Raw genomic sequence first — 21,926 nt, 5'->3', positions numbered from 1 at the left:
GGTACTCCGCCATTCTCAACCGCAGGGCAACATGCTGTGGTGGTCGGGCGGCCTGCGTTCCAGTTTCAAGCAGTTTTATCAGGCAATAATTATGACCGCTACTGCGCAGCAGCTTCAGTTTATTAAAGACAGTATCAAGACCATTCCGGATTACCCAAAGCCGGGCATACTGTTCCGTGACGTAACCAGCCTGTTGGAAAACCCATTGGCTTATGCCGCCAGCATTGAATTGCTGGTGGAGCGTTACCGCGACGCAGGTTTTACCAAAGTGGTTGGTACCGAAGCGCGTGGTTTTCTGTTCGGCGCCCCGGTTGCGCTGGCGCTGGGGGTGGGTTTTGTGCCCGTGCGCAAGCCCGGTAAGCTGCCGCGTAAGACCCTGAGCGAAAGCTATGAGCTGGAATACGGCACGGATACGCTGGAAATCCACAGCGATGCGATTGTGCCGGGCGATAAAGTGCTGGTGGTGGACGATCTGCTGGCGACCGGCGGCACCATCGAAGCCACCGTCAAACTGATTCGCCGCCTGAAAGGGGAAGTCAACGACGCCGCTTTCATCATTAATCTGCCGGATCTGGGCGGCGAAGCGCGCCTGAAAAACCTCGGCGTCACCAGCTACAGCCTGGTGGACTTTGCCGGCCATTAATCCACATGGCCACAACGGCCTCGCGGTTTGCCGCGGGGCTGTGTTAGCATGACCCTCCAGATTACTCGACATCTCCGGTATTAATGAGCTATCAGGTTCTTGCCCGTAAGTGGCGCCCTCAAACGTTTGCAGATGTTGTCGGACAGGAACACGTCCTGACAGCGTTGGCTAATGGCCTAAAACTTGGGCGGATTCATCACGCCTATCTGTTTTCGGGCACCCGTGGGGTGGGGAAAACCACCATTGCACGCCTGTTGGCGAAAGGCCTGAATTGCGAAACAGGCATTACCGCCACCCCGTGCGGGCAATGCGATAATTGCCGCGAGATCGAACAGGGGCGCTTTGTCGATCTGATCGAGATCGATGCAGCGTCGCGCACTAAGGTAGAAGATACCCGCGAACTGCTGGATAACGTGCAGTATGCGCCGGCGCGCGGCCGCTTCAAGGTCTATTTGATCGATGAAGTGCACATGCTGTCGCGCCACAGCTTCAACGCACTGTTGAAAACGCTGGAAGAACCCCCTGCACACGTTAAATTCCTGCTGGCGACCACCGATCCGCAAAAGCTGCCGGTCACCATTCTGTCGCGTTGCCTGCAGTTTCACCTAAAGGCGCTGGATGTGGATCAGATCCGCAACCAGTTGGAAACGGTGTTGCAGGCCGAGCACATCACCAGCGATGCCCGGGCGCTGCAACTGTTGGCGCGGGCCGCCGACGGCAGCATGCGCGATGCGCTCAGTCTGGCCGATCAGGCCATTGCCATGGGGCAGGGGCAGGTCACGACCGCCACCGTCAGCCAAATGCTCGGCACGCTGGATGACGAACAACCGCTGGCGATCCTCGAAGCGCTGGTCAGCGCGGACGGCGAGAAAATGATGGCCCAGGTTGCGCAGGCCGCATCGCGCGGTGTTGACTGGGAAAACCTGCTGGTCGATACGCTGGCGTTATTGCACCGCATCGCCATGGTGCAACTGCTGCCATCGACGCTGGATAACCACTATGCGGCGATCGAACAGCGGCTGCGGGAACTGGCGCGCACGCTGCCGCCGGCCGATGTACAACTGTATTATCAAACGCTGCTGGTGGGGCGCAAAGAGCTGGCGTACGCGCCGGATCGCCGCATGGGCGTTGAGATGACGCTGCTGCGCGCGTTGGCGTTTCATCCCAAGGCCGTGATCCCGGAGTCGGTCGCGCCGGTGCAAAGCCCGCCGCCGATGGCGCAGCCACAAGGGCAGCCATTGCAGCAGCCCGCGCCGCCAACGCAGCACAATGCGCCAGCCGGGCCCGCTGATGCGCCCGCGGCAAGCTTACCGGATGCCACCGCGCAATTGCTGAAAGCGCGCACCCAGTTGCTGCGGCAGCAGGGGGCATCCCCGCCAAAAAAGGCTGAACCGGCGGCGCCATCAAGAGCGCGGCCGGCGAATTCCGCGTTGGAACGGCTCGCTTCTGTCACTGAGCGCAGCCAACAACGCCAGGCCGAGCGGATCGTCAAGGAAAAACCGGCCAAGCCGGAAGCCTACCGCTGGCGCGCCCAGAATAAAGCGCCAGAAGCCGCGCCAGAGCCGCTGGCCACGCCAAAGGCTTTGCGCACGGCGCTGGAGCATGAAAAAACGCCGGAGCTTGCGGCGAAGCTGGTGGTTGAGTCGCTTGAGCGCGATCCCTGGGCGGCGGAAATCGATAAGCTGAAAATCCCAAAACTGGTCCAGCAGTTGGCGTTGAACGCCTTTAAAGAACAGTTGGAGCCCGGCAAAATTTGTCTCCACCTGCGGCCGTCGCAGCGTCATCTGAATTCGCCTTCGGCGCAGAAAACGCTGGCGGAGGCGCTCAGCGAGCTGCACGGCAGCCCGGTTGAGCTCAACGTAGTGGAAGATGATAATCTGGCGCAGCGCACTCCGCTGGAGTGGCGGCAAGCCATTTATGAAGAAAAGCTGGCGCAGGCGCGCCAGGCGATCATTGCGGATACCAACGTGCAGACGCTGCGCCGGTTTTTCGACGCGGATCTGGACGAAGAGAGTATTCGCCCCATTTAACCGCTGTGCACTACGCGCGGCCCATGCGATGAGAGATGACTATGTTTGGTAAAGGCGGTCTGGGCAATCTGATGAAGCAAGCCCAGCAAATGCAGGAAAAAATGCAGCAGATGCAGGAAGAAATCGCCAAGTTGGAAGTGACTGGCGAATCTGGTGCTGGCCTGGTGAAAGTGACCATTAACGGCGCGCACAACTGCCGCCGCGTGGAAATCGATCCTAGCCTGCTGGAAGACGACAAAGATATGCTGGAAGATCTGATCGCCGCCGCGTTTAACGATGCTGCGCGCCGTATCGAAGAAACCCAGAAAGAAAAAATGGCGTCGGTTTCCAACGGTATGCAACTGCCGCCTGGCTTTAAGATGCCATTCTGATGCAAACCAGCCCGCTCCTTGAATCATTAATGGAGGCGTTGCGCTGCCTGCCGGGCGTTGGCCCGAAGTCGGCGCAGCGTATGGCTTTCCACCTGCTGCAGCGCGATCGCAGCGGGGGGATGCGCCTGGCGCAAGCGCTGACGCGCGCCATGTCGGAGATCGGCCACTGCGCCGATTGCCGTACCTTCACCGAGCAGGATGTATGCACCATTTGCGCCAATCCGCGCCGCCAGCAAAACGGCCAGATTTGCGTTGTAGAAAGCCCAGCGGATATCCACGCCATTGAGCAGACCGGGCAATTTGCCGGGCGCTACTTCGTGCTGATGGGGCATCTTTCGCCGCTGGACGGCATCGGGCCGGGGGATATCGGCCTGGATCGTCTGGAACAGCGCCTGGAGCAGGAAAGCATCACCGAGGTGATACTGGCCACCAACCCAACGGTCGAAGGCGAAGCCACCGCCAACTATATTGCCGAAATGTGCGGCCAGTACGGTGTGATGGCCAGCCGAATCGCCCATGGCGTGCCGGTGGGCGGTGAACTGGAGATGGTCGACGGCACCACGCTGTCGCATTCATTGGCCGGCCGCCACGCCATTAAGTTCTGATTCCCCTCGGCGGCGTGTGGTGGGGCTGCCTGCGGTTGCGCCCACCCACGATTCACCGCCCAAGCTGCCGCTGTTACCCTTCATGCCCAGCAAAAATTTCCCCGCCAGCCGCTTGAAAAATCACGCCCCTATCCCCACCTAATGTGCATTGTTTGATTTTGGTTGCAATTGTCTTTGAGGTAATCGATGAGTATGAAAGGTCAAGAAACACGCGGGTTCCAGTCTGAAGTTAAACAGCTGCTTCATTTAATGATCCATTCGCTGTACTCCAACAAAGAGATTTTTCTGCGCGAGCTGATCTCCAACGCATCCGACGCCGCCGATAAGCTGCGTTTTCGCGCGCTGTCTGCGCCGGAGCTGTATGAAGGTGACGGTGAGTTGCGTGTCCGCTTGTCCGTTGATAAAGACAAAAGCTCATTGACCATTTCCGATAACGGCATCGGGATGCGCCGCGACGAAGTGATCGAAAACCTCGGCACCATCGCTAAATCAGGCACAAAAGCTTTCCTGGAATCCATCGGTTCCGATCAGGCTAAAGACAGCCAACTGATTGGCCAGTTCGGCGTGGGCTTCTACTCGGCGTTTATCGTTGCGGATAAAGTCACCGTGCGCACCCGCGCGGCAGGCGCGCCGGCGGATGAGGGCGTGTTCTGGGAATCCGCCGGTGAAGGCGACTACACCATCGCCGACATTACCAAAGAAGATCGCGGCACCGAAATTACCCTGCACCTACGCGCCGACGAAAGCGAGTTCCTGGATGCCTGGCGTTTGCGTTCGGTGATCGGCAAATACTCCGATCACATCGCGCTGCCGGTTGAGATCGAAACCAAGGGCGAAGAAGAAGACAGTGCGACCACCTGGGAGAAAATCAACAAGGCCCAGGCGCTGTGGACCCGCAGTAAAGCCGATATCACCGATGACGAATACAAAGAGTTCTACAAGCATATCTCCCATGACTTCACCGATCCGCTAAGCTGGAGCCACAACCGGGTGGAAGGCAAGCAGGAGTACACCAGCCTGCTGTATATCCCGGCGCAGGCGCCGTGGGACATGTGGAACCGCGACAGCAAGCATGGCCTGAAGCTGTACGTTCAGCGCGTGTTCATCATGGACGATGCGGAACAGTTCATGCCGAACTACCTGCGTTTCGTGCGCGGCCTGATAGACTCCAACGATCTGCCGCTGAACGTCTCGCGTGAAATTCTGCAAGACAGCCGTGTAACCCAAAGCCTGCGCAGCGCGCTGACCAAACGCGTTCTGCAAATGCTGGAAAAACTGGCGAAAGACGATGCCGAAGCCTATCAGAAATTCTGGCAGCAGTTTGGCCAGGTGCTGAAAGAAGGGCCGGCGGAAGATACGGCGAATAAGGAAACCATCGCCAAGCTGCTGCGCTTTGCTTCCACCCAAAACGATAGCTCCGCGCAGACGGTTTCGCTGGAAGAATACGTTAGCCGCATGGCCGAAGGGCAAGAAAAAATCTATTACATCACCGCCGACAGCTATGCCGCCGCGAAAAGCAGCCCGCACCTGGAGCTGCTGCGCAAGAAGGGCATTGAAGTGCTGCTGCTCTCCGATCGTATCGATGAGTGGATGATGAGCTACCTGACCGAGTTCGACGGCAAGCCGTTCCAATCCATCAGCAAGGCGGATGAGTCGCTGGAAAAACTGGCGGACGAAACCGAAGAGCAGAAAGAAGCTGAAAAACAGCTGGAGCCGTTTATCGAACGCGTGAAAACCCTGCTGGGCGACCGTGTGAAAGACGTGCGCCTGACCCACCGCCTGACCGATACGCCCGCTATCGTCACCACCGATGCGGACGAAATGAGCACCCAAATGGCGAAGCTGTTTGCTGCCGCCGGCCAGCAGGCGCCGGAAGTGAAGTATATTTTTGAGCTGAACCCGGATCACGCACTGGTTAAACGCGCTGCAGACGTCGGCGATAACGACCAGTTCGCGGAATGGATCGATCTGCTGCTGGATCAGGCGCTGCTGGCTGAACGCGGCACGCTGGAAGATCCTAACCAGTTTATCCGCCGGATGAATAAACTGCTGTCTGCCTGATAGCAAGCCAGGCGCCCTTAACCGCCGGTTAAGGGCGCTTTTCCCACCCACCTGCCGCTCTTTTTATTCCCTGCCTGTGATTTATCCCATGTGCCTTGAGCCGCCCCCCCGGTAAATGGTATGGTTTAGCGTTTTCTCAATTTTATAAAAAACTACAAGCAAGGGGATTTACGCAATGCGTATCATTCTGCTGGGCGCTCCGGGCGCTGGTAAAGGTACTCAGGCTCAATTCATCATGGAGAAATACAGCATTCCGCAAATCTCCACCGGTGATATGTTGCGCGCAGCCGTAAAGGCCGGAACCGACCTGGGCAAACAGGCGAAAGAGATCATGGACGCCGGCAAGCTGGTGACCGATGAGCTGGTGATCGCGCTGGTTAAAGAGCGTATTGCACAGCCTGACTGCCGCAACGGTTTCCTGTTGGACGGTTTCCCACGCACCATTCCGCAGGCCGATGCCATGAAAGACGCCGGTATTGCAGTAGATTACGTGCTGGAATTCGACGTGCCGGATGAGCTGATTGTCGATCGCATCGTTGGCCGCCGCGTGCATGCCCCTTCCGGCCGCGTATACCACGTTAAGTTCAATCCGCCGAAGGTGGAAGGCAAAGATGACGTTACCGGCGAAGAACTGACGACCCGTAAAGACGATCAGGAAGAAACCGTGCGTAAGCGCCTGGTTGAATACCACCAGATGACCGCGCCGCTGGTATCTTACTATCGTAAAGAAGCCGATGCTGGCAACACCGAATACCATAAAATCGACGGCACGCGCAAAGTGGCTGAAATTAGCGCCGAACTGGCGAAAATCCTCGGCTAATTGTCGGTTTTACGTGAAGACGCTGGGCAACTGCCCGGCGTTTTTTTTGCCTGTTGGCCGCCGGCTGCGCGTTATGCAGCCCTCCTGCGGCTGGAACTGCTACCCTTTAGACATCGGTGGTGCTCGGTATCTTTGGCATCAATCATTGCGGATATAAGGAATGTGGATGAGAACGCTGAAAAAAGTGGTCATTGCTCCGGATTCATTCAAAGAGAGCCTGAGCGCGCTGGAAGTGGCGCAGGCGATTGAGCGTGGTTTCAGGCAGATATACCCTGGCGTGCAGTATGTCGTACTGCCGATGGCGGACGGCGGCGAAGGCACTGTGGATGCGATGGTGGCCGCCACCGGCGGCGAGAAAATAAATGTCACCGTAACCGGCCCGCTGGGCAAACCGGTTGAGGCTTTTTACGGCCTGCTGGGCGACGGCAAAACGGCGGTGATAGAAATGGCGGCGGCTTCCGGCCTGCATTTAGCCACCGGCAGCCAGCGCGATCCGCGGGCTACCACCAGCTATGGCACCGGTGAACTGATTCGCGCCGCGCTGGAGCGCGGCGTGCAGGCGATCATTCTGGGCATTGGCGGCAGCGCCACCAATGACGGCGGCGTTGGTATGATGCAGGCCCTGGGAGCGAAGTTCCTGGATGCACAAGGCCAGCCCCTGGCGCCGGGCGGCGCGGCGCTGGCGCAACTGGCGGATATCGATCTGGCCGCACTGGATAGTCGCCTGACACAGATCGCCTTTACCGTTGCCTGCGATGTGGATAATCCGCTGTGTGGCGAAAAAGGCGCCTCTGCGGTATTCGGCCCGCAAAAAGGGGCGACGCCGGAGATGGTGCAGCAGTTGGATGCGGCGCTGCGCCACTACGGCGAATTGCTCGAAAGAACCACCGGTCAGGCGGTGATGGATACGCCGGGAGCCGGAGCGGCCGGCGGTATGGGGGCTGCGCTGCTGGGGATGTTGCAAGCGCAACTGCGGCCGGGAATAGAGATTGTGATCGAGACGCTGCGGTTGGAAGACGCCGTGCGCGATGCAGATCTGGTGATTACCGGGGAAGGGCGGTTGGACAGCCAGTCGATCCGCGGCAAAACGCCGATCGGTGTGGCGCGCGTCGCCAAACGCTATGGCCTGCCGGTGATCGGCATCGCCGGTAGCTTGGCCCAGGATCACCAGGTGGTGTATCAGCACGGCATCGACGCGGCGTTTTCCGTGATTGACCGCATCGTGACGCTGGAACAGGCGCTGGCAGACGCCGCGCATAATCTGCAGGTGACGGCACGCAACGTGGCCGCCGTCTGGCGCTTGGCGCAAGCCTAATGGCGTGAACCCGGCAGGGTTAATGGGCCATGCCTGTTGCTGATATCGGTTCCGATTAACCGCTTTTCCGTTACAATGGCAGCCAATCACGGTTGCTAACACCCTGATTCAGAAAGGGGGGAAGCTGAAACGGTATGAAGGAAACTGAGATGAAGCAAGAAAAATACGGGGTTTTGCTGGTCAACCTGGGCACGCCAGATGCGCCAACCCCGCAGGCGGTAAAGCGCTATTTGAAGCAATTCCTCAGTGATAACCGCGTGGTTGATACCTCTCCCTGGCTGTGGTGGCCGATCCTCAATGGCATCATTCTGCCCACCCGTTCGCCGCGGGTGGCGAAGCTGTACCAGTCAGTGTGGATGGAAGAAGGCTCACCATTGCTGGTTTACAGCCGCCGGCAACAGCAGGCCTTGGCCGAGCGTATGCCGAACACGCCGGTTGCGCTGGGCATGAGCTATGGTTCGCCCAGCCTGCAAAAGGCCATCGATTCGCTGCTGTCGCAGGGCGTGACCCATATGGTGGTGCTGCCGCTCTACCCGCAATATTCCTGCTCCACGACCGCGGCCGTGTGGGATGGAGTGGCCAATATCCTCAAAGGTTACCGCCGCCTGCCCGCGGTGAGCTTTATCCGCGATTATGCGGAACACCCGGCCTACATCGCCGCGCTGCAGCACAGCATTGAGCGCGCGTTTGCTGAGCATGGGCAACCGGATCGCCTGGTGCTGTCGTTCCACGGTATCCCAAAACGCTATGCGCACCAGGGGGATGATTATCCGCTGCGCTGTGAAGCAACGCGGCGCGCGCTGTTAGATAACCTATCGCTGCCAGCGGATCGGATAATGATGACCTTCCAGTCACGTTTTGGCCGTGAGCCCTGGCTCACCCCCTATACGGACGAAACGCTCAAAGCACTGCCGGCGCAGGGCGTGAAGCATATTCAGCTGATCTGCCCTGGCTTTGCCGCCGACTGCCTGGAAACGCTGGAAGAAATCAAAGAACAGAACCGTGAGATCTTCCTGGAGGCCGGTGGGGAGAAATTTGAATATATTTCGGCGCTTAATGACGATCCTGAGCATATCGATCTGCTACAGCAACTGGTGGCCCAGCGTTTCTGACGCGCTGGATTCATTAATCGGGCTGGAATGTGCTACCATTCGCAGCCCGATAATTGCTACTGCCGCCCATTAAATGAAATTTCCTGGTAAACGTAAATCCAAACACTATTTCCCGGTCAACGCCCGCGATCCGTTGCTACAACTGGCCCAGCCGGAAAATGAAATCAGCACTTCCTATATCGTTGGTATCGATCAGATCGTGGTGGATATCGAAGCGAAGGTAGATGATGCGTTTATCCAGCGCTACGGCCTGAGCCTGGGCCATTCTCTGGTGATTGACGATGATGTTGCTGAAACGCTGTATCAGGAACTGATCGACCATAATCTGATCACCCACCAGTTTGCCGGCGGTACTATCGGCAATACGCTGCATAACTATTCCGTGTTGGCTGACGATCGCTCGATCCTGCTTGGCGTGATGTGCAGTAACGTGAAAATCGGCAGCTATGCCTACCGCTACCTGTGCAATACCTCCAGCCGCACCGATCTTAACTACCTGCAGGGCGTGGATGGCGCGATCGGCCGCTGCTTTACGCTGATCAGCGAAAGCGGCGAGCGTTCCTTTGCCATCAGCCCGGGGATGATGAACCAACTGCGGCCGGAAAGCATCCCGGAAGACGTAATCGCTGGCGCGTCTGCGCTGGTACTGACCGCCTATCTGATGCGTTGTAAACCCGGCGAGCCGATGTATGCCGCCACCCAGCAGGCGGTGGCATATGCCAAAAAGCATGACGTGCCGGTGGTGCTGACCCTGGGCACCAAATATGTGATTGCCGATAACCCGCAGTGGTGGCGCGATTTCCTGCGTGAGAACGTGTCTATTCTGGCGATGAACGAAGAAGAAGCGCTGGCGTTGACCGGCCAGAGCGATCCGCTCAGCGCGGCGGATATGGCGCTGGAGTGGGTGGATTTGGTGCTATGCACCGCCGGGCCGAACGGCCTGTATATGGCAGGCTATACCGAAGAGGCCAACAAACGGCAAACGCAGCACCCACTGCTGCCGGGCAAGATTGCCGAGTTCAACCGCTATGAGTTTAGCCGCGCGATGCGGCGTGAACAGTGTGAAAATCCGTTGCGTGTTTATTCGCACATTGCGCCTTATATGGGCGGGCCGGAAAAGATCATGAACACCAACGGTGCCGGCGACGGGGCGCTTTCCGCGTTGTTGCATGATATTGCCGCCAACGGTTATCACCGCAGCAACGTGCCGAACTCCAGCAAGCATGCACGCAGTTACCTGACGTATTCTTCACTGGCGCAGGTGTGCAAGTATGCCAACCGTGTGAGCTATCAGGTATTGAATCAGCATTCACCGCGCCTGACGCGCGGCCTGCCGGAGCGTGAAGACAGCCTGGAAGAGGCCTACTGGGAACGTTAACTCCCGCGTTACTCTCTCTTTTTCCCTCACCTCAACCCTCTCCCACTGGGAGAGGGCTATAAGAATGTGCCTGATATTCGGCTGGTTCGCCCCTCTTCCACAGGGAAAGGGGGCTTATGAGAACGTGCCCGAGATACGGCTTTATAACCGGCTGGTTTGCTCCCTCTCCCTGTGGGAGAGGGCTGGGTGAGGGTTCAAGGCTTAGATCGGGCAGCCGGCGGTGCGTTCTTCCGTGCTCAGGCTATCCAGGCTCAGGATATTCAACATACTGTTGGCAATTTCGCGTTCCCCCATCACCACCTGGTTGGCCCCCCGTTCGGCGATGTAAGACACCTCATCGTCATAGTGCGCGCGGGCGATAATCTCGATGTTCGGCCGTTTACTGCGGGCGGACGCGACAATCTCGCCGGCTTCATAGCCGTTGGGAATGGTCAGCAACAGCCAACGCGCGCAGTCCAGCCTTGCCAAATCCATCACCTCGGGATTGGCCGCGTTACCCAGCACCGTTTTGATCCCTTGCTCACGCAGCGCTTCCACGCGTGGGCGCGAGTTCTCAATCACCACCAGCGGAATACCGGCTTCCGCCAGTTTGGCGCCAAGCAGGCTGCCCACACGGCCATAGCCGACGATCAGCGCGTGGTTGCACATATCGACCGGGATCTGTTTCTCTTCTTCCACCGCTTCTTCCATGCTTTGCTCGTCGATGGTTTCGTTCTTCGCCAGGTAGCGTTCCAACAAGGTAAACAGCAGCGGGTTCAGCATGATCGAAAGAATCGCGCCGGCCAGCACCAGGTTGCGGCCGTGCTCTGACATCATCCCCAGCGCAATCCCCAGCCCGGCCAGGATAAAGGCGAATTCACCAATCTGCGCCAGGCTGGCGGAGATGGTCAGCGCGGTGCGCTTGGAGTGGCCGAACATTTTCACCAACAAGAACGCGGCAGCGGACTTACCGAACACGATAATCGCTAGCGTTGCCAGCACGGCCAGCGGTTCACGGATCAGAATCAGCGGATCGAACAGCATGCCGACAGAAACAAAGAACAGTACCGCGAAGGCATCGCGCAGCGGCAGCGTATCGTGTGCGGCACGGTGGCTTAGTTCGGACTCATTGAGCACCATGCCAGCGAAGAACGCCCCGAGTGCGAAGGAAACGTCAAACAGGCCGACGGCGCCATAGGCAATCCCCAGCGCCAATGCCAGCACCGCCAGCGTAAACAGCTCGCGTGAGCCGGTGCTGGCGGTTTTTGACAGGATCCAGGGCACCAGGCGGCGGCCGACTACGATCATCAATGCGATGAAGGCGATCACTTTCCCGATAGTCATCGCCAGCTCGGTCAGTAACTGGCCGGTGCTGGCATTGCCGCTGCCCATCAGGTTACCGACGGCCGGCAGCAACACCAGCGTCAGCACCATGGCCAAATCTTCAACAATCAGCCAGCCAATGGCGATTTGCCCGCGCTGGCTGTCGATCAGTTGCCGCTCTTCCAGGGCGCGCAGTAACACCACGGTACTGGCCGTGGACAAGCACAGCCCGAACACCAGGCCGGAAATCAAATCCCAGTCGAGCAGTTTCGCCAGGCCCATCCCCAGCAGGGTGGCGACGGCAATCTGCGCGACGGCGCCGGGAATGGCAATGGATTTTACGGCTAGCAGGTCTTTTAGCGAGAAGTGCAGGCCAACACCAAACATCAGCAGGATCACACCGATTTCCGCCAGTTCGGGCGCCAATGAGGTATCCGCCACGAAACCCGGGGTGAACGGGCCGGCCAGCACGCCGGCGGCCAGGTAGCCCACCAACGGTGAAATCCGCAGGCGGTTTGCCAGCATACCAAGCAGGAAGGCCAAAACCAGCCCCCCGACAATGGTTGTGATCAGCGGTGTAGAATGGTGCATCCAGACTCCTTCTCGTTATAAATCACAGGGGGTTTGCGGCGTGTAATCAAGATTACAGAAAGATACATTTAGTTTATTGCATTTATACGCGCTTTGCTTGGCTAAATGTGTAGCTTTTGTAAAAAAGCAGAGGATTCTGCCTGCTGACCGATGAAGAGAGGATTTGTGAGCAGATAAGTAAAATTGCCTTGATTTATCGGGGAGATTACCCGGCCTGCTTATGCGTTTCAGCCGGGAATATCGCCGGGGCTACTGCGCGTTGTGTTCAATATTCGGCAGTAAAACGGTAATAATGCCGATCAGTGGCAGGAAAGCACAAATTTGGTAGACCAGATCAATGCCGGCCAAATCAGCAATATAGCCCAGCACTGCCGCGCCTAACCCACCCATGCCGAAGGCAAAACCGAAGAAGAGGCCGGAAACCATGCCCACTTGGCCCGGAATCAGCTCCTGAGCATAGACCAGGATGGCAGAAAAGGCCGAAGCGAGGATTAATCCAATAATCACGGTTAAAACGCCGGTCATTTCCAGTGATGCATAGGGTAAAACAAGGGTAAACGGTGCCGAACCGAGTATTGAGCCCCAAATAACATACTTTCGGCCAAAGCGATCCCCTAATGGCCCGCCGATAATGGTGCCGGCGGCAACGGCGAACAGAAAAGCAAACAAATGTATCTGGGCATTCTGCACGGAAACGCCAAACTTATGTATCAGATAAAAGGTGTAATAGCTGCTGATGCTGGCCAAGTAGAAGTATTTTGAAAAAATCAGCAACAACAGAATAGCGAGTGAAAAAATCACCGTGCGTTTCGGCCATGTTTGCAGCACCTGGGCGCTCATGGTTTTTTTCAGAAAGCCCTGTTGCTGTTGTTGGTACCACTTACTGACCTGCAGCAGCACGACGATCGCCAGCAACGCCGCCAGTGAGAACCAGGCCACGTTGCCTTTGCCATAGGGGGCTATAATCAAGGCGGCCAGCAGCGGGCCGAGCGAGCTGCCAAAGTTGCCCCCCACCTGGAATAACGACTGCGCCAGCCCATGCCGGCCACCGGAGGCCATCCGCGCCACGCGTGATGATTCAGGGTGAAACACGGAAGAGCCGGTGCCCACCAGCGCGGCAGCGAGCAGCACCAGCGGGAAAGTCTGGGCAAAGGCCATCAGCAGCAGGCCGGTGAGCGTGAAGCCCATGCCGATGGGCAGTGAATAAGGCTGCGGGTGTTTATCCGTGTAATAACCGATGAGCGGCTGCAGCAGCGATGCGGTTAACTGATAGGTCAAGGTGATCATGCCGATCTGGACAAAGCTCAGGCTGAATTCCGACTGCAACATCGGGTAAATGGCCAGGATCAGCGATTGGATCATATCGTTGAGCAGGTGTGAAACGCTGATGGCGCCGAGGATGGGATAGGCAGTGCCCTTTAGCGCACTGCGTTGGGCGCACAGCCCGCTGCTTTCACTGCGATCGGTCATTAATAGTTAGCCTGGTATGTTTTTTAATTTAAGTAAGCAACATCTTAGTCGATTATTCGGGCTTTATCATGGCTGAAATAATTTGATTTACCTGGCAAAAATTTGAAATCACCCCTTCGGTTCACGTTACAATTCCGCGCACGCAAAAACTGTTATTCATTATTTACGGAGTTCCTCCATGCGTTTCTCGCTTAAAACCACCGCATGTATGTTGGCTGTTTCCCTGGCAAGTCTGCCCTGGGGGGCCAACGCCTGGGAAAAGGATAAAACTTACGACATCACGATCCTGCACACCAACGATCATCACGGCCGCTTTTGGCAAAACGATCGCGGCGAATACGGCCTAAGCGCCCAGAAAACGCTGGTCGACAGTATCCGCCAGGAAGTTGCGGCGCAGGGCGGTAGCCTATTGCTACTCTCGGGCGGGGATATTAACACCGGGGTGCCGGAGTCTGATTTGCAGGATGCCGAACCGGATTTCCGCGGTATGAAACTGATCGGTTACGACGCTATGGCGTTGGGTAATCATGAATTCGATAACCCACTGAGCGTGCTGCGCCAGCAGGAAAAATGGGCCGGCTTCCCGCTGCTTTCCGCCAATATTTACCAGAAAAGCACCCAGCAACGGCTGTTTAAACCCTACGCGCTGTTTGATAAGCAGGGGGTGAAAATCGCGGTCATCGGGCTGACGACGGACGATACCGCCAAACTGGGCAACCCGGAATATTTTACCGATATCGAATTTCACCCGCCGGCGGCCGAGGCGAAACGAGTAGTGGAACAACTGCGTGAGCAGGAAAAACCGGATGTGATCATCGCGGCGACCCACATGGGCCACTACGATAACGGCCAACATGGTTCCAATGCGCCGGGGGACGTGGAAATGGCGCGCAGCCTGCCGGCCGGCTACCTGGATATGATTGTCGGCGGCCATTCGCAAAACCCGGTATGCATGGCCAGCGAGAACCATAAGCAGGTGGACTACGTGCCGGGAACCCCGTGCGCGCCGGATCGCCAGAACGGCACCTGGATTGTTCAGGCACACGAATGGGGCAAGTACGTTGGGCGCGCTGATTTCCAGTTCCGCAATGGCGAACTGAAGCTGGTGCACTATCAACTGATCCCGGTCAACCTGAAGAAAAAGGTGGAACAGGCGGGCAGCAGCCAGTTTGCCTATTACACTCATGAGATCCCGCAGGATACGGGGATGTTGAAACTGCTGACGCCGTTCCAGGACAAAGGCACCGTGCAGTTGAAGCAGACGATTGGCCACGTTAACAGCCGGCTGGAAGGGGATCGCAGCAAAGTGCGCTTTGAACAGACTAATCTGGCGCACCTGATTTTGGCGGCCCAGAAAGAGCGTGTTAACGCAGATTTCGCCATCATCAGCGGCGGCGGGGTGCGCGATTCCATCGATGCTGGCGACATTACCTACAAGGATGTGCTGAAGGTACAGCCGTTTGGCAACACGCTGGTGTATATAGATATGCCAGGCCGCGATCTGGAAAAATATCTGGCGGTAGCGGCCAACATGAAACCGGATTCCGGTGCTTACGCGCAGTTTATCGATGTGAGCCTGATCGCCGACGGCAAGGGCGTGAGCGCGGTGAAAATCAACGGCGAACCTTTGCAGGCGGATAAAACCTACCGCATGGCGATGCTGAATTTTATCGCGTTAGGGGGCGATGGCTACCCACGGATTGATTCACTGCCGGGCTACGTGAATACCGGTTTTATCGATGCGGAAGTGCTCAAGCAGTATATTGAAAAACATTCCCCGCTGGATGCGGCGGCCTATGCGCCGCAGGGCGAGATCGTTTACCGTTAAGCGCAAGAAACCCACCCGGCGCTGCCAGGCGCCGGGTTATGTGCCTGCGCCGGGGTTAATCCCGTTTGGCGATGTCGGCAAATGAAGCGGCCAGCAGGCGGCACAAATCGCCGGCGGCCAGCTCAATGTCCAGGCCGCGTTTACCGCCGGAGACAAAGATAGTGGCGAATTGCTGCGCCGGGCTGTCGATCACCGTTGGCAGCCGTTTCTTTTGCCCAAGCGGGCTGATGCCGCCCACCAGATAGCCGGTGACGCGCTGCGCCAGCGTAGGATCGGCCATCTCCGCCTTTTTGGCGCCTAACGCCTTGGCGACTTTCTTTAAATCCAACTGGCTGGCGACCGGCGTGACGGCGACCGCCAGTTTTTTGGCATCACCATTGAGCGCGACCAGCAGCGTTTTATAAACCTGGTCGGCGTTCAGCCCCAGCTTTTTGACCGCTTCATCGCCAAAGTTGGTTTCTTCGCTGTCGTGGTGATAGGTGTGGAGAGTAAATGCGACTTTTTGTTTTTCAAGCAGGACAACTGCGGGTGTCATAGTGTGTTTTCCCAAATATATCCCGAAGGACAAGTTGCAACACGGAGCAACAAAATTACCTGTATGGCCCTGAGACAACCGGCGAATGCGTCCGCCCGGTTGTTACCCTGTCGATTGTAACCGCCTGGCGGTTTCAATACGAATAACAAGCATATCAAAAATGCCGCGTTGACTGACCAATAGCCATATTGGTTTTTTACTGCGCTTGCAGCATCGCCGGCAGATTGTCTTCGCCATACAGGTGCAGCGCGCCTACGGCGACCACGTATTTACCCGGCGGCAGCGCCTGTAGCTGCTGTTGCCAGGCCCGGTTGCGCTGGTGCATCAGCACGTCAAACAGGCCGGCGCTGAAGGTGGCGGGCAGGCGCTCCTGCATACTGCCCGGCCTGGCATCCAGCCACCAGCCGATCATGGTTTGCAGCAGGCGCGCGTTGGTATGCCAGTGTTCCAGCGTATCGCGCAGCAGTGCGATACCGCCTTCCGGCAATTGCTCCAGCATGTTGAGCTGTTGATCGGCGCCTTCCAGCTCGATCACCGTTTTCTGCTGTTCTCTGGCCGCCCGCAGCAGTTGGTAATCAATGCCGTATTCCCCGCGCAACCCCAGTCTTTGCGCCTGGCGCGCCTGCATCATCAGCGCCACTTGCCAGGCGGGAAGAGTGGAAAACGTCTCTACGTGGGTTCCCAACGCCTGGCACAGCGCCTGCAACTGCTGGAACTCTGCAGCAGAAAGGCGTTGTGCCAGTTCCGGCGCCGTGTCGGTGTGATCGAACGGCGATGCGGCTTCGGTGATGTCGGCTTCGACGATTAGCGCATCGGCCTGTTTCAGGTGTGCGAGCAGCCTGGCCGGCAGCGGCGCCATATCCACCGTGCCCATATGGATGCTGCCCACCAAATGCAGTTGGCGATCGCCCGGCAGCGTGATATCCAGCGCCGGGTAGGGGTAGGCCATCGGGGAAATAATGCCAAGGAAAGCGGCAATGCGGCGTAACAGTTGACCCATACAGCGGCTCCTGGTTAACGTTTACACCATGCTAAACGCTATCCACTGGACAAGAAAGCCTTTAGGGTGAATGAATTATCCCGGCGCCCGCCAGGCCCGAACTTGTCGGAACCCGGCGAGGTGATGGATTATGCTTTGGGTTTAAAACGCAGTAGCCGGTTGGCGTTGCTGACCACGGTAATGGACGATAGCGCCATGGCCGCGCCGGCGACCACCGGGCTAAGCAGCGTGCCGGTCAGTGGGTACAACACGCCAGCGGCAATCGGGATGCCCAGAGTGTTATAGATAAACGCCCCCAGCAGGTTCTGCTTCATATTGCGCAGCGTGGCTTTGGCCAATATCAGGGCGTCGGCCACGCCGTTGAGGCTGTGGCGCATCAGGGTGATCGCCGCGGTTTCAATGGCGATATCGCTGCCGCTGCCCATGGCGATGCCAACGTCGGCCTGCGCCAGCGCCGGGGCGTCGTTGATGCCGTCGCCGATCATCGCCACGCGCTGGCCCTTGGCCTGTAATTGCTTAATGGCTTCGGCCTTGCCCTCCGGCAGTACGCCGGCAATCACGCGATCGATACCGGCTTCTTTGGCAATGGTATTGGCGGTAACGGGGTTATCGCCGGTCAACATCACCAATTGGTAGCCCATCTGATGCAAACGTTGCAGCGCGGCGACGCTGTCATCGCGCAGTGGATCGCGGATGGCGAACAGCGCCGCCGGTTTGCCATCCACCGCCAGCACCACTGGCGTGATGCCGCGTTCCGCCTGCTGCTGTATTGGCCCCTCCAGTTCAGCCGTGTTGATCTGGTTATCCTGCAGCAGGCGGGCATTGCCCAACAGCAGCTTCGCGCCGTCAACCTCTCCGCTGATGCCGCTGCCGCGCAGCGTGCGCAACCGTTGAACCACCGGCAGCGCCTGGTTACCCGCGTGGGCGACGATAGCCCGGGCCAGCGGGTGATTGGCCCCCTGTTCCAACGCCGCCGCCCAGCGGATAGCCTGTTCCTGGCTCACCTGATTGAAGGTCTGCACTTCAACAACGCGCGGCAGCCCTTCCGTCAGGGTGCCGGTTTTATCGAACACCAGCGTATCGAGCCGGCTGGCCTGCTGCAGCGCATCGGCATCGCGCACCAGCACGCCGAATTCCGCCGCCCGGCCGACGCCGGCGATGACCGACATGGGCGTTGCCAGCCCCAGCGCGCATGGGCAGGCGATGATCAGCACCGTGGTGGCGATCACCAGCGTATACGCCAGGTTTGGCTGCGGGCCAAAGAAGAACCAGATCGCCGCGCTGAACAATGCCACGGCAACTACCGCCGGCACAAACACCGCCGAGATGCGATCGGCGAGCTGGCCGATCGCCGGTTTACTGCTTTGCGCCTGTCGCACCAGTTTAATGATGCGCGCCAGCGTGGTATGGCTGCCGATCGCCGCTGCGCGGAACAGCACGCTGCCGTCTTCTACCAGGGTGCCGGCGTGAACCTTATCGCCAACGCCTTTTTGCTGCGGCACCGCCTCGCCGGTGAGCATTGCTTCATCCAGCCAGGCTTCGCCCTGCACGATCTCGCCGTCCACCGGCACGCGATCACCGGTGACCAACCGCAGCGTCATGCCGAGTTGCACGTCGGCCAAGGGAAGCGGCTTTTCGCCTTCGTCGCTGATCCAGCGCGCCACCGGCGGCGTTAAATCCAGCAGTCGCTCAAGCGCCTGGGAAGCACGCTGCCGCGCCCCTTGCTCCAGCGCATGGCCCAGGTTGATTAACCCGATGATCATTGCGCTGGCTTCGTAGTACAGGTGGCGCGCTTCCATCGGGAAGCTCGCAGGCCAGAGCGTGACGCCAAACGAATACAACCAGGCTGCACCCGTGCCGAGCGCCACCAGCGTATCCATCGTGGCGCCGCCGTTGCGTAATGCCCGCCAGGCGTTGCGATAGAAATGGCCGCCGGCGAAGATCATCACCAGCAATGTGATTATGCCCACCAGCAGCCAGGGGCGCTGGCTGTTTGGCGTGAGCGCCATGCTGCCGCCGAACAACCCCCAGGCCATCAAGGGGATCCCCAGCGCCAGGCCGAGCGCCGCCTGCCAGCGAAAACGCTTCATCGCCGCCTGAGCCGTTTGCTGTTGGCGCTCGCGCCGGGTGGTTTCATCAGCCAGAATTTCAGCGCCATAGCCGGCTTTTTCTACGGCGGTAATCAGCCGCTGAGGATCGGGGCGGCCGCTGACCAGCGCACTGCGTTCCGCCAGATTGACCCGTGCCTGTTCCACACCCGGCACGCTTTGCAATGCCTTCTGCACTTTATTGACGCAACTGGCGCAGCTCATGCCGCTTAATAACAACTGCAGGCTGTTTTCTTCATCGTGTTCTGCCGGAAGGGGAACCTGAGCCGCTGCCTGCGTTTCCGGCATGGATGGCACTGCATCAGCCAGCGGCTCAGTTTTTGGGGGCACAGCCCCGGCCAGGCTGGCCTGGTAGCCCGCTTGCTCGACGGCTTCAATCAGCGTTTGCGCCCCGGCATCGCCATACACTTTGGCTTTATCGAGGGTCACGTCGGCGGCAACCACGCCCGGCACGGCTTCCAGCGCTTTGCGGGTGGCGCCGACGCAGTGCATGCAGCTGAGGCCGGCTAGCTGGAGCTCGGTATCCGCCTGTTGCGCCAGCGTGGCTTGATAGCCGGCGGCGATGACGCTGTCGATCAACGCCTGGCTGGGCGCGCTGCCGGTCACTTTTGCATAGTGAACATCTACCTGCGCCTGTTCGACATCGTCGCGGCTTTCCAGAGCTTGTTTTACCCGCTGGGCACAGTTCATGCAGGATAATCCCTGCAGCGCCAGCACTGTGGTTTGTGACATGGTTTGGCTCCTCGCTGACGGGCCTTGTTCAAGGCTTGACCGTCATGACAATTTTCATTAAGAATGAGGTTAAACCTTCCCGCAAGGGGAAGGTCAAGGGGGGACGATGAATATCAGTGAGGTTGCCAAAAAAACCGGCCTGACCAGCAAGGCCATCCGTTTTTACGAGGAAAAAGGGTTGCTGACCGCGCCGCTGCGCGCCGGCAATGGCTACCGCTGCTATGGTTCGAAACAGATTGAAGAACTGACGTTACTGCGCCAGGCCCGCCAGGTGGGCTTTACGCTGGATGAATGCCGTGAGCTGGTGGCGCTGTTTAACGATCCCAAGCGCCACAGCGCCGATGTGAAGGCGCGTACGCTGCAAAAAGTCGCGGAAATTGAAAAGCACATGCAGGAGTTGGACGGTATGCGCCAACGTCTATTGGCGCTGGCGGAGCAATGCCCCGGCGACGAAGGGGCGGAGTGCCCCATTATTAATAACCTGGCAGGCTGCTGCCACTAGAAAGCCCATCTGGCAGGCGCAATGGCCGTGCGCTCCCCAAGAAGGGCACGGTTTAACGCGGCACTTTGCTGATGATAAGCGTGGTGCCTTCCACCGCCATCACTTCAACTTCGGTGCCTACCGGGTAGTCCTCGCTGGCCTGCGCGCGCCAACTGCCGTCACCAATGTTCACGCGCCCCAGGCCGTTGCTCACGGGCTCTGTCAACGTGGCGCGAAGGCCGATCAGGCTGCGCCCACGCTGGTTCAAGGGCGAAACAGCCTGGTTTTTCGCCGTCTGGCGCCGCAGCCAGGCCCACCACAACCAGGCGACCACCACGGTCAGCACCGCAAAGATAACGCCTTGCCAATCCCAGCCGAGCTGCGGCCATAGCCAGGCAATGGCGCCGGTCACCATCGCCGCCACGCCGCTCCATAGCAGGTAGCCGCCGGCGCCGAGTATCTCGGCCGCCAACAACAGGCCGCCAAGCGAGAGCCAGAACCCGTGTGGGTTCATGGCGATGCTGGCGATGATGTTCATTTTCCTTTGCTCTCTTTCAACAGCTCTGCAATGCCGCCAATGGAACCCAGCAGATTGCTGGCGTCCAGCGGCATCATGATCACCTTGCTGTTATTGGAGGAACCGATATTTTGCAGCGCTTCGGTATATTTCTGCGCCACGAAATAGTTGATCGCCTGAATATTGCCGCCGGCGATTGCGTCGGAAACCAACTGAGTGGCGCGGGCTTCCGCTTCGGCGGCGCGTTCACGGGCCTCTGCCTGCAGAAAAGCGGACTGGCGTTCACCTTCAGCCTTCAGAATTTGCGACTGTTTTTCCCCTTCGGCGCGCAGGATGGCTGCCTGGCGCACCCCTTCGGCTTCGAGAATATCCGCGCGTTTGGTACGTTCGGCCTTCATCTGGGCATTCATCGAGGCAATCAGCTCCGCTGGCGGGCGCACATCACGGATCTCAATGCGGGTGATTTTCACCCCCCACGGGTTGGTGGCCTCATCGACGATATGCAGCAGGCGGGTGTTGATGCTGTCGCGTTGCGAGAGCATTTCGTCCAGCTCCATGGAGCCTAAAACTGTGCGGAAATTCGTCATCGTCAGGTTAACAATGGCCTGTTCCAGATTGCTGACTTCATAAGCGGCGCGTGCCGGATCGATAACCTGAATAAAACACACCGCGTCGATTGCCACATTGGCATTGTCGCGCGAGATGACTTCCTGCGAAGGGATATCCAGCACCTGTTCCATCATATTGATTTTACGCCCGACGCGATCCATAAACGGCACCACCAGGTTCAGGCCGGGCATCAGGGTTTTGGTATAGCGGCCAAAGCGTTCCACGGTCCATTGAAAACCTTGCGGCACAATTTTTACGCCGGCAAAGACGACGATCAGAGCGACAACGATAATAATCGGGATAACGGTAATCATGGCATAACCTCCTGTCAGGCATTTGTAGCTGATAGTACGCTAGCGGTAAGGATAATTGCCAATTATTCACCGTCATACTCGTCATACTTCAAGTTGCAGGTGTG

At 58.3% G+C, this 21,926-nt stretch carries 18 protein-coding genes and 1 other annotated feature; of the genes, 11 read left to right on the top strand and 7 right to left on the bottom strand.

Going from position 1 to position 21,926, the window contains the following annotated elements:
• Positions 1-91 precede the first annotated feature (91 nt).
• From apt to AC559G_RS24265, 9 genes are all read left to right on the top strand, one after another.
• Positions 92-643: an adenine phosphoribosyltransferase gene (gene apt, locus AC559G_RS24305; RefSeq protein WP_438599874.1), complete on the top strand. Its 552-nt coding sequence runs from the start codon at positions 92-94 to the stop codon at positions 641-643.
• 83 nt (positions 644-726) lie between these two features.
• Positions 727-2,673, top strand: coding sequence for a DNA polymerase III subunit gamma/tau (gene dnaX, locus AC559G_RS24300; protein WP_498915224.1), 1,947 nt, complete (start codon positions 727-729; stop codon positions 2,671-2,673).
• Positions 2,003-2,067 (top strand) — a sequence feature (DnaX frameshifting element). It overlaps the preceding gene by 65 nt.
• A gap of 41 nt (positions 2,674-2,714) precedes the next feature.
• Positions 2,715-3,044, top strand: a complete 330-nt coding sequence (locus tag AC559G_RS24295) for a YbaB/EbfC family nucleoid-associated protein (RefSeq protein WP_095845570.1) — start codon at positions 2,715-2,717, stop codon at positions 3,042-3,044.
• Positions 3,044-3,649 (top strand): recombination mediator RecR, encoded by a 606-nt coding sequence (gene recR / locus AC559G_RS24290; protein ID WP_438599872.1) that lies wholly within the window; start codon positions 3,044-3,046, stop codon positions 3,647-3,649. The genes AC559G_RS24295 and recR overlap by 1 nt, the downstream gene beginning before the upstream one ends.
• 192 nt (positions 3,650-3,841) lie before the next feature.
• Positions 3,842-5,710, top strand: coding sequence for a molecular chaperone HtpG (gene htpG / locus AC559G_RS24285; RefSeq protein ID WP_498915320.1), 1,869 nt, complete (start codon positions 3,842-3,844; stop codon positions 5,708-5,710).
• 175 nt (positions 5,711-5,885) lie between these two features.
• Positions 5,886-6,530 (top strand): adenylate kinase, encoded by a 645-nt coding sequence (adk, locus tag AC559G_RS24280; protein ID WP_438597850.1) that lies wholly within the window; start codon positions 5,886-5,888, stop codon positions 6,528-6,530.
• A gap of 166 nt (positions 6,531-6,696) precedes the next feature.
• Positions 6,697-7,845, top strand: a complete 1,149-nt coding sequence (locus tag AC559G_RS24275) for a glycerate kinase (RefSeq protein WP_498915221.1) — start codon at positions 6,697-6,699, stop codon at positions 7,843-7,845.
• A 149-nt stretch (positions 7,846-7,994) separates the two neighbouring features.
• Positions 7,995-8,957, top strand: coding sequence for a ferrochelatase (gene hemH, locus AC559G_RS24270; protein ID WP_498915220.1), 963 nt, complete (start codon positions 7,995-7,997; stop codon positions 8,955-8,957).
• Positions 8,958-9,030: 73 nt separating this feature from the next.
• Positions 9,031-10,335, top strand: coding sequence for an inosine/guanosine kinase (locus AC559G_RS24265; RefSeq protein ID WP_438597847.1), 1,305 nt, complete (start codon positions 9,031-9,033; stop codon positions 10,333-10,335).
• Between the two features lie 201 nt (positions 10,336-10,536).
• Here AC559G_RS24265 and ybaL read toward each other — a convergent pair whose 3' ends face one another.
• Together ybaL and AC559G_RS24255 are read right to left on the bottom strand one after the other, a co-directional pair.
• Positions 10,537-12,228, bottom strand: coding sequence for a YbaL family putative K(+) efflux transporter (gene ybaL / locus AC559G_RS24260; RefSeq protein WP_438597846.1), 1,692 nt, complete (start codon positions 12,226-12,228; stop codon positions 10,537-10,539).
• Between the two features lie 249 nt (positions 12,229-12,477).
• Positions 12,478-13,698, bottom strand: coding sequence for an MFS transporter (locus AC559G_RS24255; RefSeq protein WP_438597845.1), 1,221 nt, complete (start codon positions 13,696-13,698; stop codon positions 12,478-12,480).
• Between the two features lie 178 nt (positions 13,699-13,876).
• On the opposite strand from AC559G_RS24255, the gene ushA reads away from it, so the two are divergent.
• Complete coding sequence (gene ushA / locus AC559G_RS24250) at positions 13,877-15,526, top strand: bifunctional UDP-sugar hydrolase/5'-nucleotidase (RefSeq protein WP_498915217.1); 1,650 nt, start codon at positions 13,877-13,879, stop codon at positions 15,524-15,526.
• Between the two features lie 55 nt (positions 15,527-15,581).
• Here ushA and ybaK read toward each other — a convergent pair whose 3' ends face one another.
• From ybaK to copA, 3 genes are all read right to left on the bottom strand, one after another.
• Positions 15,582-16,061 carry a Cys-tRNA(Pro)/Cys-tRNA(Cys) deacylase YbaK gene (ybaK, locus tag AC559G_RS24245; RefSeq protein ID WP_438597843.1) on the bottom strand — a complete coding sequence of 160 codons (480 nt, stop codon included), beginning with the start codon at positions 16,059-16,061 and terminating at the stop codon, positions 15,582-15,584.
• A gap of 196 nt (positions 16,062-16,257) precedes the next feature.
• Complete coding sequence (locus tag AC559G_RS24240; protein ID WP_498915215.1) at positions 16,258-17,061, bottom strand: TraB/GumN family protein; 804 nt, start codon at positions 17,059-17,061, stop codon at positions 16,258-16,260.
• A 128-nt stretch (positions 17,062-17,189) separates the two neighbouring features.
• Positions 17,190-19,901 carry a cation transporter gene (gene copA / locus AC559G_RS24235; RefSeq protein ID WP_498915214.1) on the bottom strand — a complete coding sequence of 904 codons (2,712 nt, stop codon included), beginning with the start codon at positions 19,899-19,901 and terminating at the stop codon, positions 17,190-17,192.
• Positions 19,902-20,007: 106 nt separating this feature from the next.
• Here copA and cueR point away from each other — a divergent pair, with 106 nt between their 5' ends.
• The gene (gene cueR / locus AC559G_RS24230) at positions 20,008-20,403 is read left to right on the top strand and encodes a Cu(I)-responsive transcriptional regulator (protein ID WP_095845556.1); all 396 of its coding nucleotides are present in this window, start codon (positions 20,008-20,010) and stop codon (positions 20,401-20,403) included.
• Between the two features lie 52 nt (positions 20,404-20,455).
• Here cueR and AC559G_RS24225 read toward each other — a convergent pair whose 3' ends face one another.
• Both AC559G_RS24225 and AC559G_RS24220 read right to left on the bottom strand, forming a co-directional pair.
• A complete protein-coding gene (locus tag AC559G_RS24225) occupies positions 20,456-20,920 on the bottom strand; it encodes an NfeD family protein (RefSeq protein ID WP_498915212.1) in 465 nt (154 codons plus the stop codon).
• Positions 20,917-21,822: an SPFH domain-containing protein gene (locus tag AC559G_RS24220; protein WP_498915210.1), complete on the bottom strand. Its 906-nt coding sequence runs from the start codon at positions 21,820-21,822 to the stop codon at positions 20,917-20,919. Before AC559G_RS24220 ends, AC559G_RS24225 begins: the two co-directional genes overlap by 4 nt.
• Positions 21,823-21,926: the final 104 nt, after the last annotated feature.

The organism is Gibbsiella greigii, from assembly GCF_039540155.1.
Classification (GTDB): Bacteria; Pseudomonadota; Gammaproteobacteria; order Enterobacterales; family Enterobacteriaceae; genus Gibbsiella; species Gibbsiella quercinecans.
The sequence above is the reverse complement of the archived record's forward strand: the minus strand, read 5'-3'. Positions and strand labels throughout refer to the sequence as shown.

Coding starts and splice junctions, on each gene's coding strand:
- apt (WP_438599874.1), top strand. CDS start 92: ATGACCGCTACTGCGCAGCAGCTTCAGTTTATTAAAGACAGTATCAAG.
- dnaX (WP_498915224.1), top strand. CDS start 727: ATGAGCTATCAGGTTCTTGCCCGTAAGTGGCGCCCTCAAACGTTTGCA.
- AC559G_RS24295 (WP_095845570.1), top strand. CDS start 2,715: ATGTTTGGTAAAGGCGGTCTGGGCAATCTGATGAAGCAAGCCCAGCAA.
- recR (WP_438599872.1), top strand. CDS start 3,044: ATGCAAACCAGCCCGCTCCTTGAATCATTAATGGAGGCGTTGCGCTGC.
- htpG (WP_498915320.1), top strand. CDS start 3,842: ATGAAAGGTCAAGAAACACGCGGGTTCCAGTCTGAAGTTAAACAGCTG.
- adk (WP_438597850.1), top strand. CDS start 5,886: ATGCGTATCATTCTGCTGGGCGCTCCGGGCGCTGGTAAAGGTACTCAG.
- AC559G_RS24275 (WP_498915221.1), top strand. CDS start 6,697: ATGAGAACGCTGAAAAAAGTGGTCATTGCTCCGGATTCATTCAAAGAG.
- hemH (WP_498915220.1), top strand. CDS start 7,995: ATGAAGCAAGAAAAATACGGGGTTTTGCTGGTCAACCTGGGCACGCCA.
- AC559G_RS24265 (WP_438597847.1), top strand. CDS start 9,031: ATGAAATTTCCTGGTAAACGTAAATCCAAACACTATTTCCCGGTCAAC.
- ybaL (WP_438597846.1), bottom strand. CDS start 12,228: ATGCACCATTCTACACCGCTGATCACAACCATTGTCGGGGGGCTGGTT.
- AC559G_RS24255 (WP_438597845.1), bottom strand. CDS start 13,698: ATGACCGATCGCAGTGAAAGCAGCGGGCTGTGCGCCCAACGCAGTGCG.
- ushA (WP_498915217.1), top strand. CDS start 13,877: ATGCGTTTCTCGCTTAAAACCACCGCATGTATGTTGGCTGTTTCCCTG.
- ybaK (WP_438597843.1), bottom strand. CDS start 16,061: ATGACACCCGCAGTTGTCCTGCTTGAAAAACAAAAAGTCGCATTTACT.
- AC559G_RS24240 (WP_498915215.1), bottom strand. CDS start 17,061: ATGGGTCAACTGTTACGCCGCATTGCCGCTTTCCTTGGCATTATTTCC.
- copA (WP_498915214.1), bottom strand. CDS start 19,901: ATGTCACAAACCACAGTGCTGGCGCTGCAGGGATTATCCTGCATGAAC.
- cueR (WP_095845556.1), top strand. CDS start 20,008: ATGAATATCAGTGAGGTTGCCAAAAAAACCGGCCTGACCAGCAAGGCC.
- AC559G_RS24225 (WP_498915212.1), bottom strand. CDS start 20,920: ATGAACATCATCGCCAGCATCGCCATGAACCCACACGGGTTCTGGCTC.
- AC559G_RS24220 (WP_498915210.1), bottom strand. CDS start 21,822: ATGATTACCGTTATCCCGATTATTATCGTTGTCGCTCTGATCGTCGTC.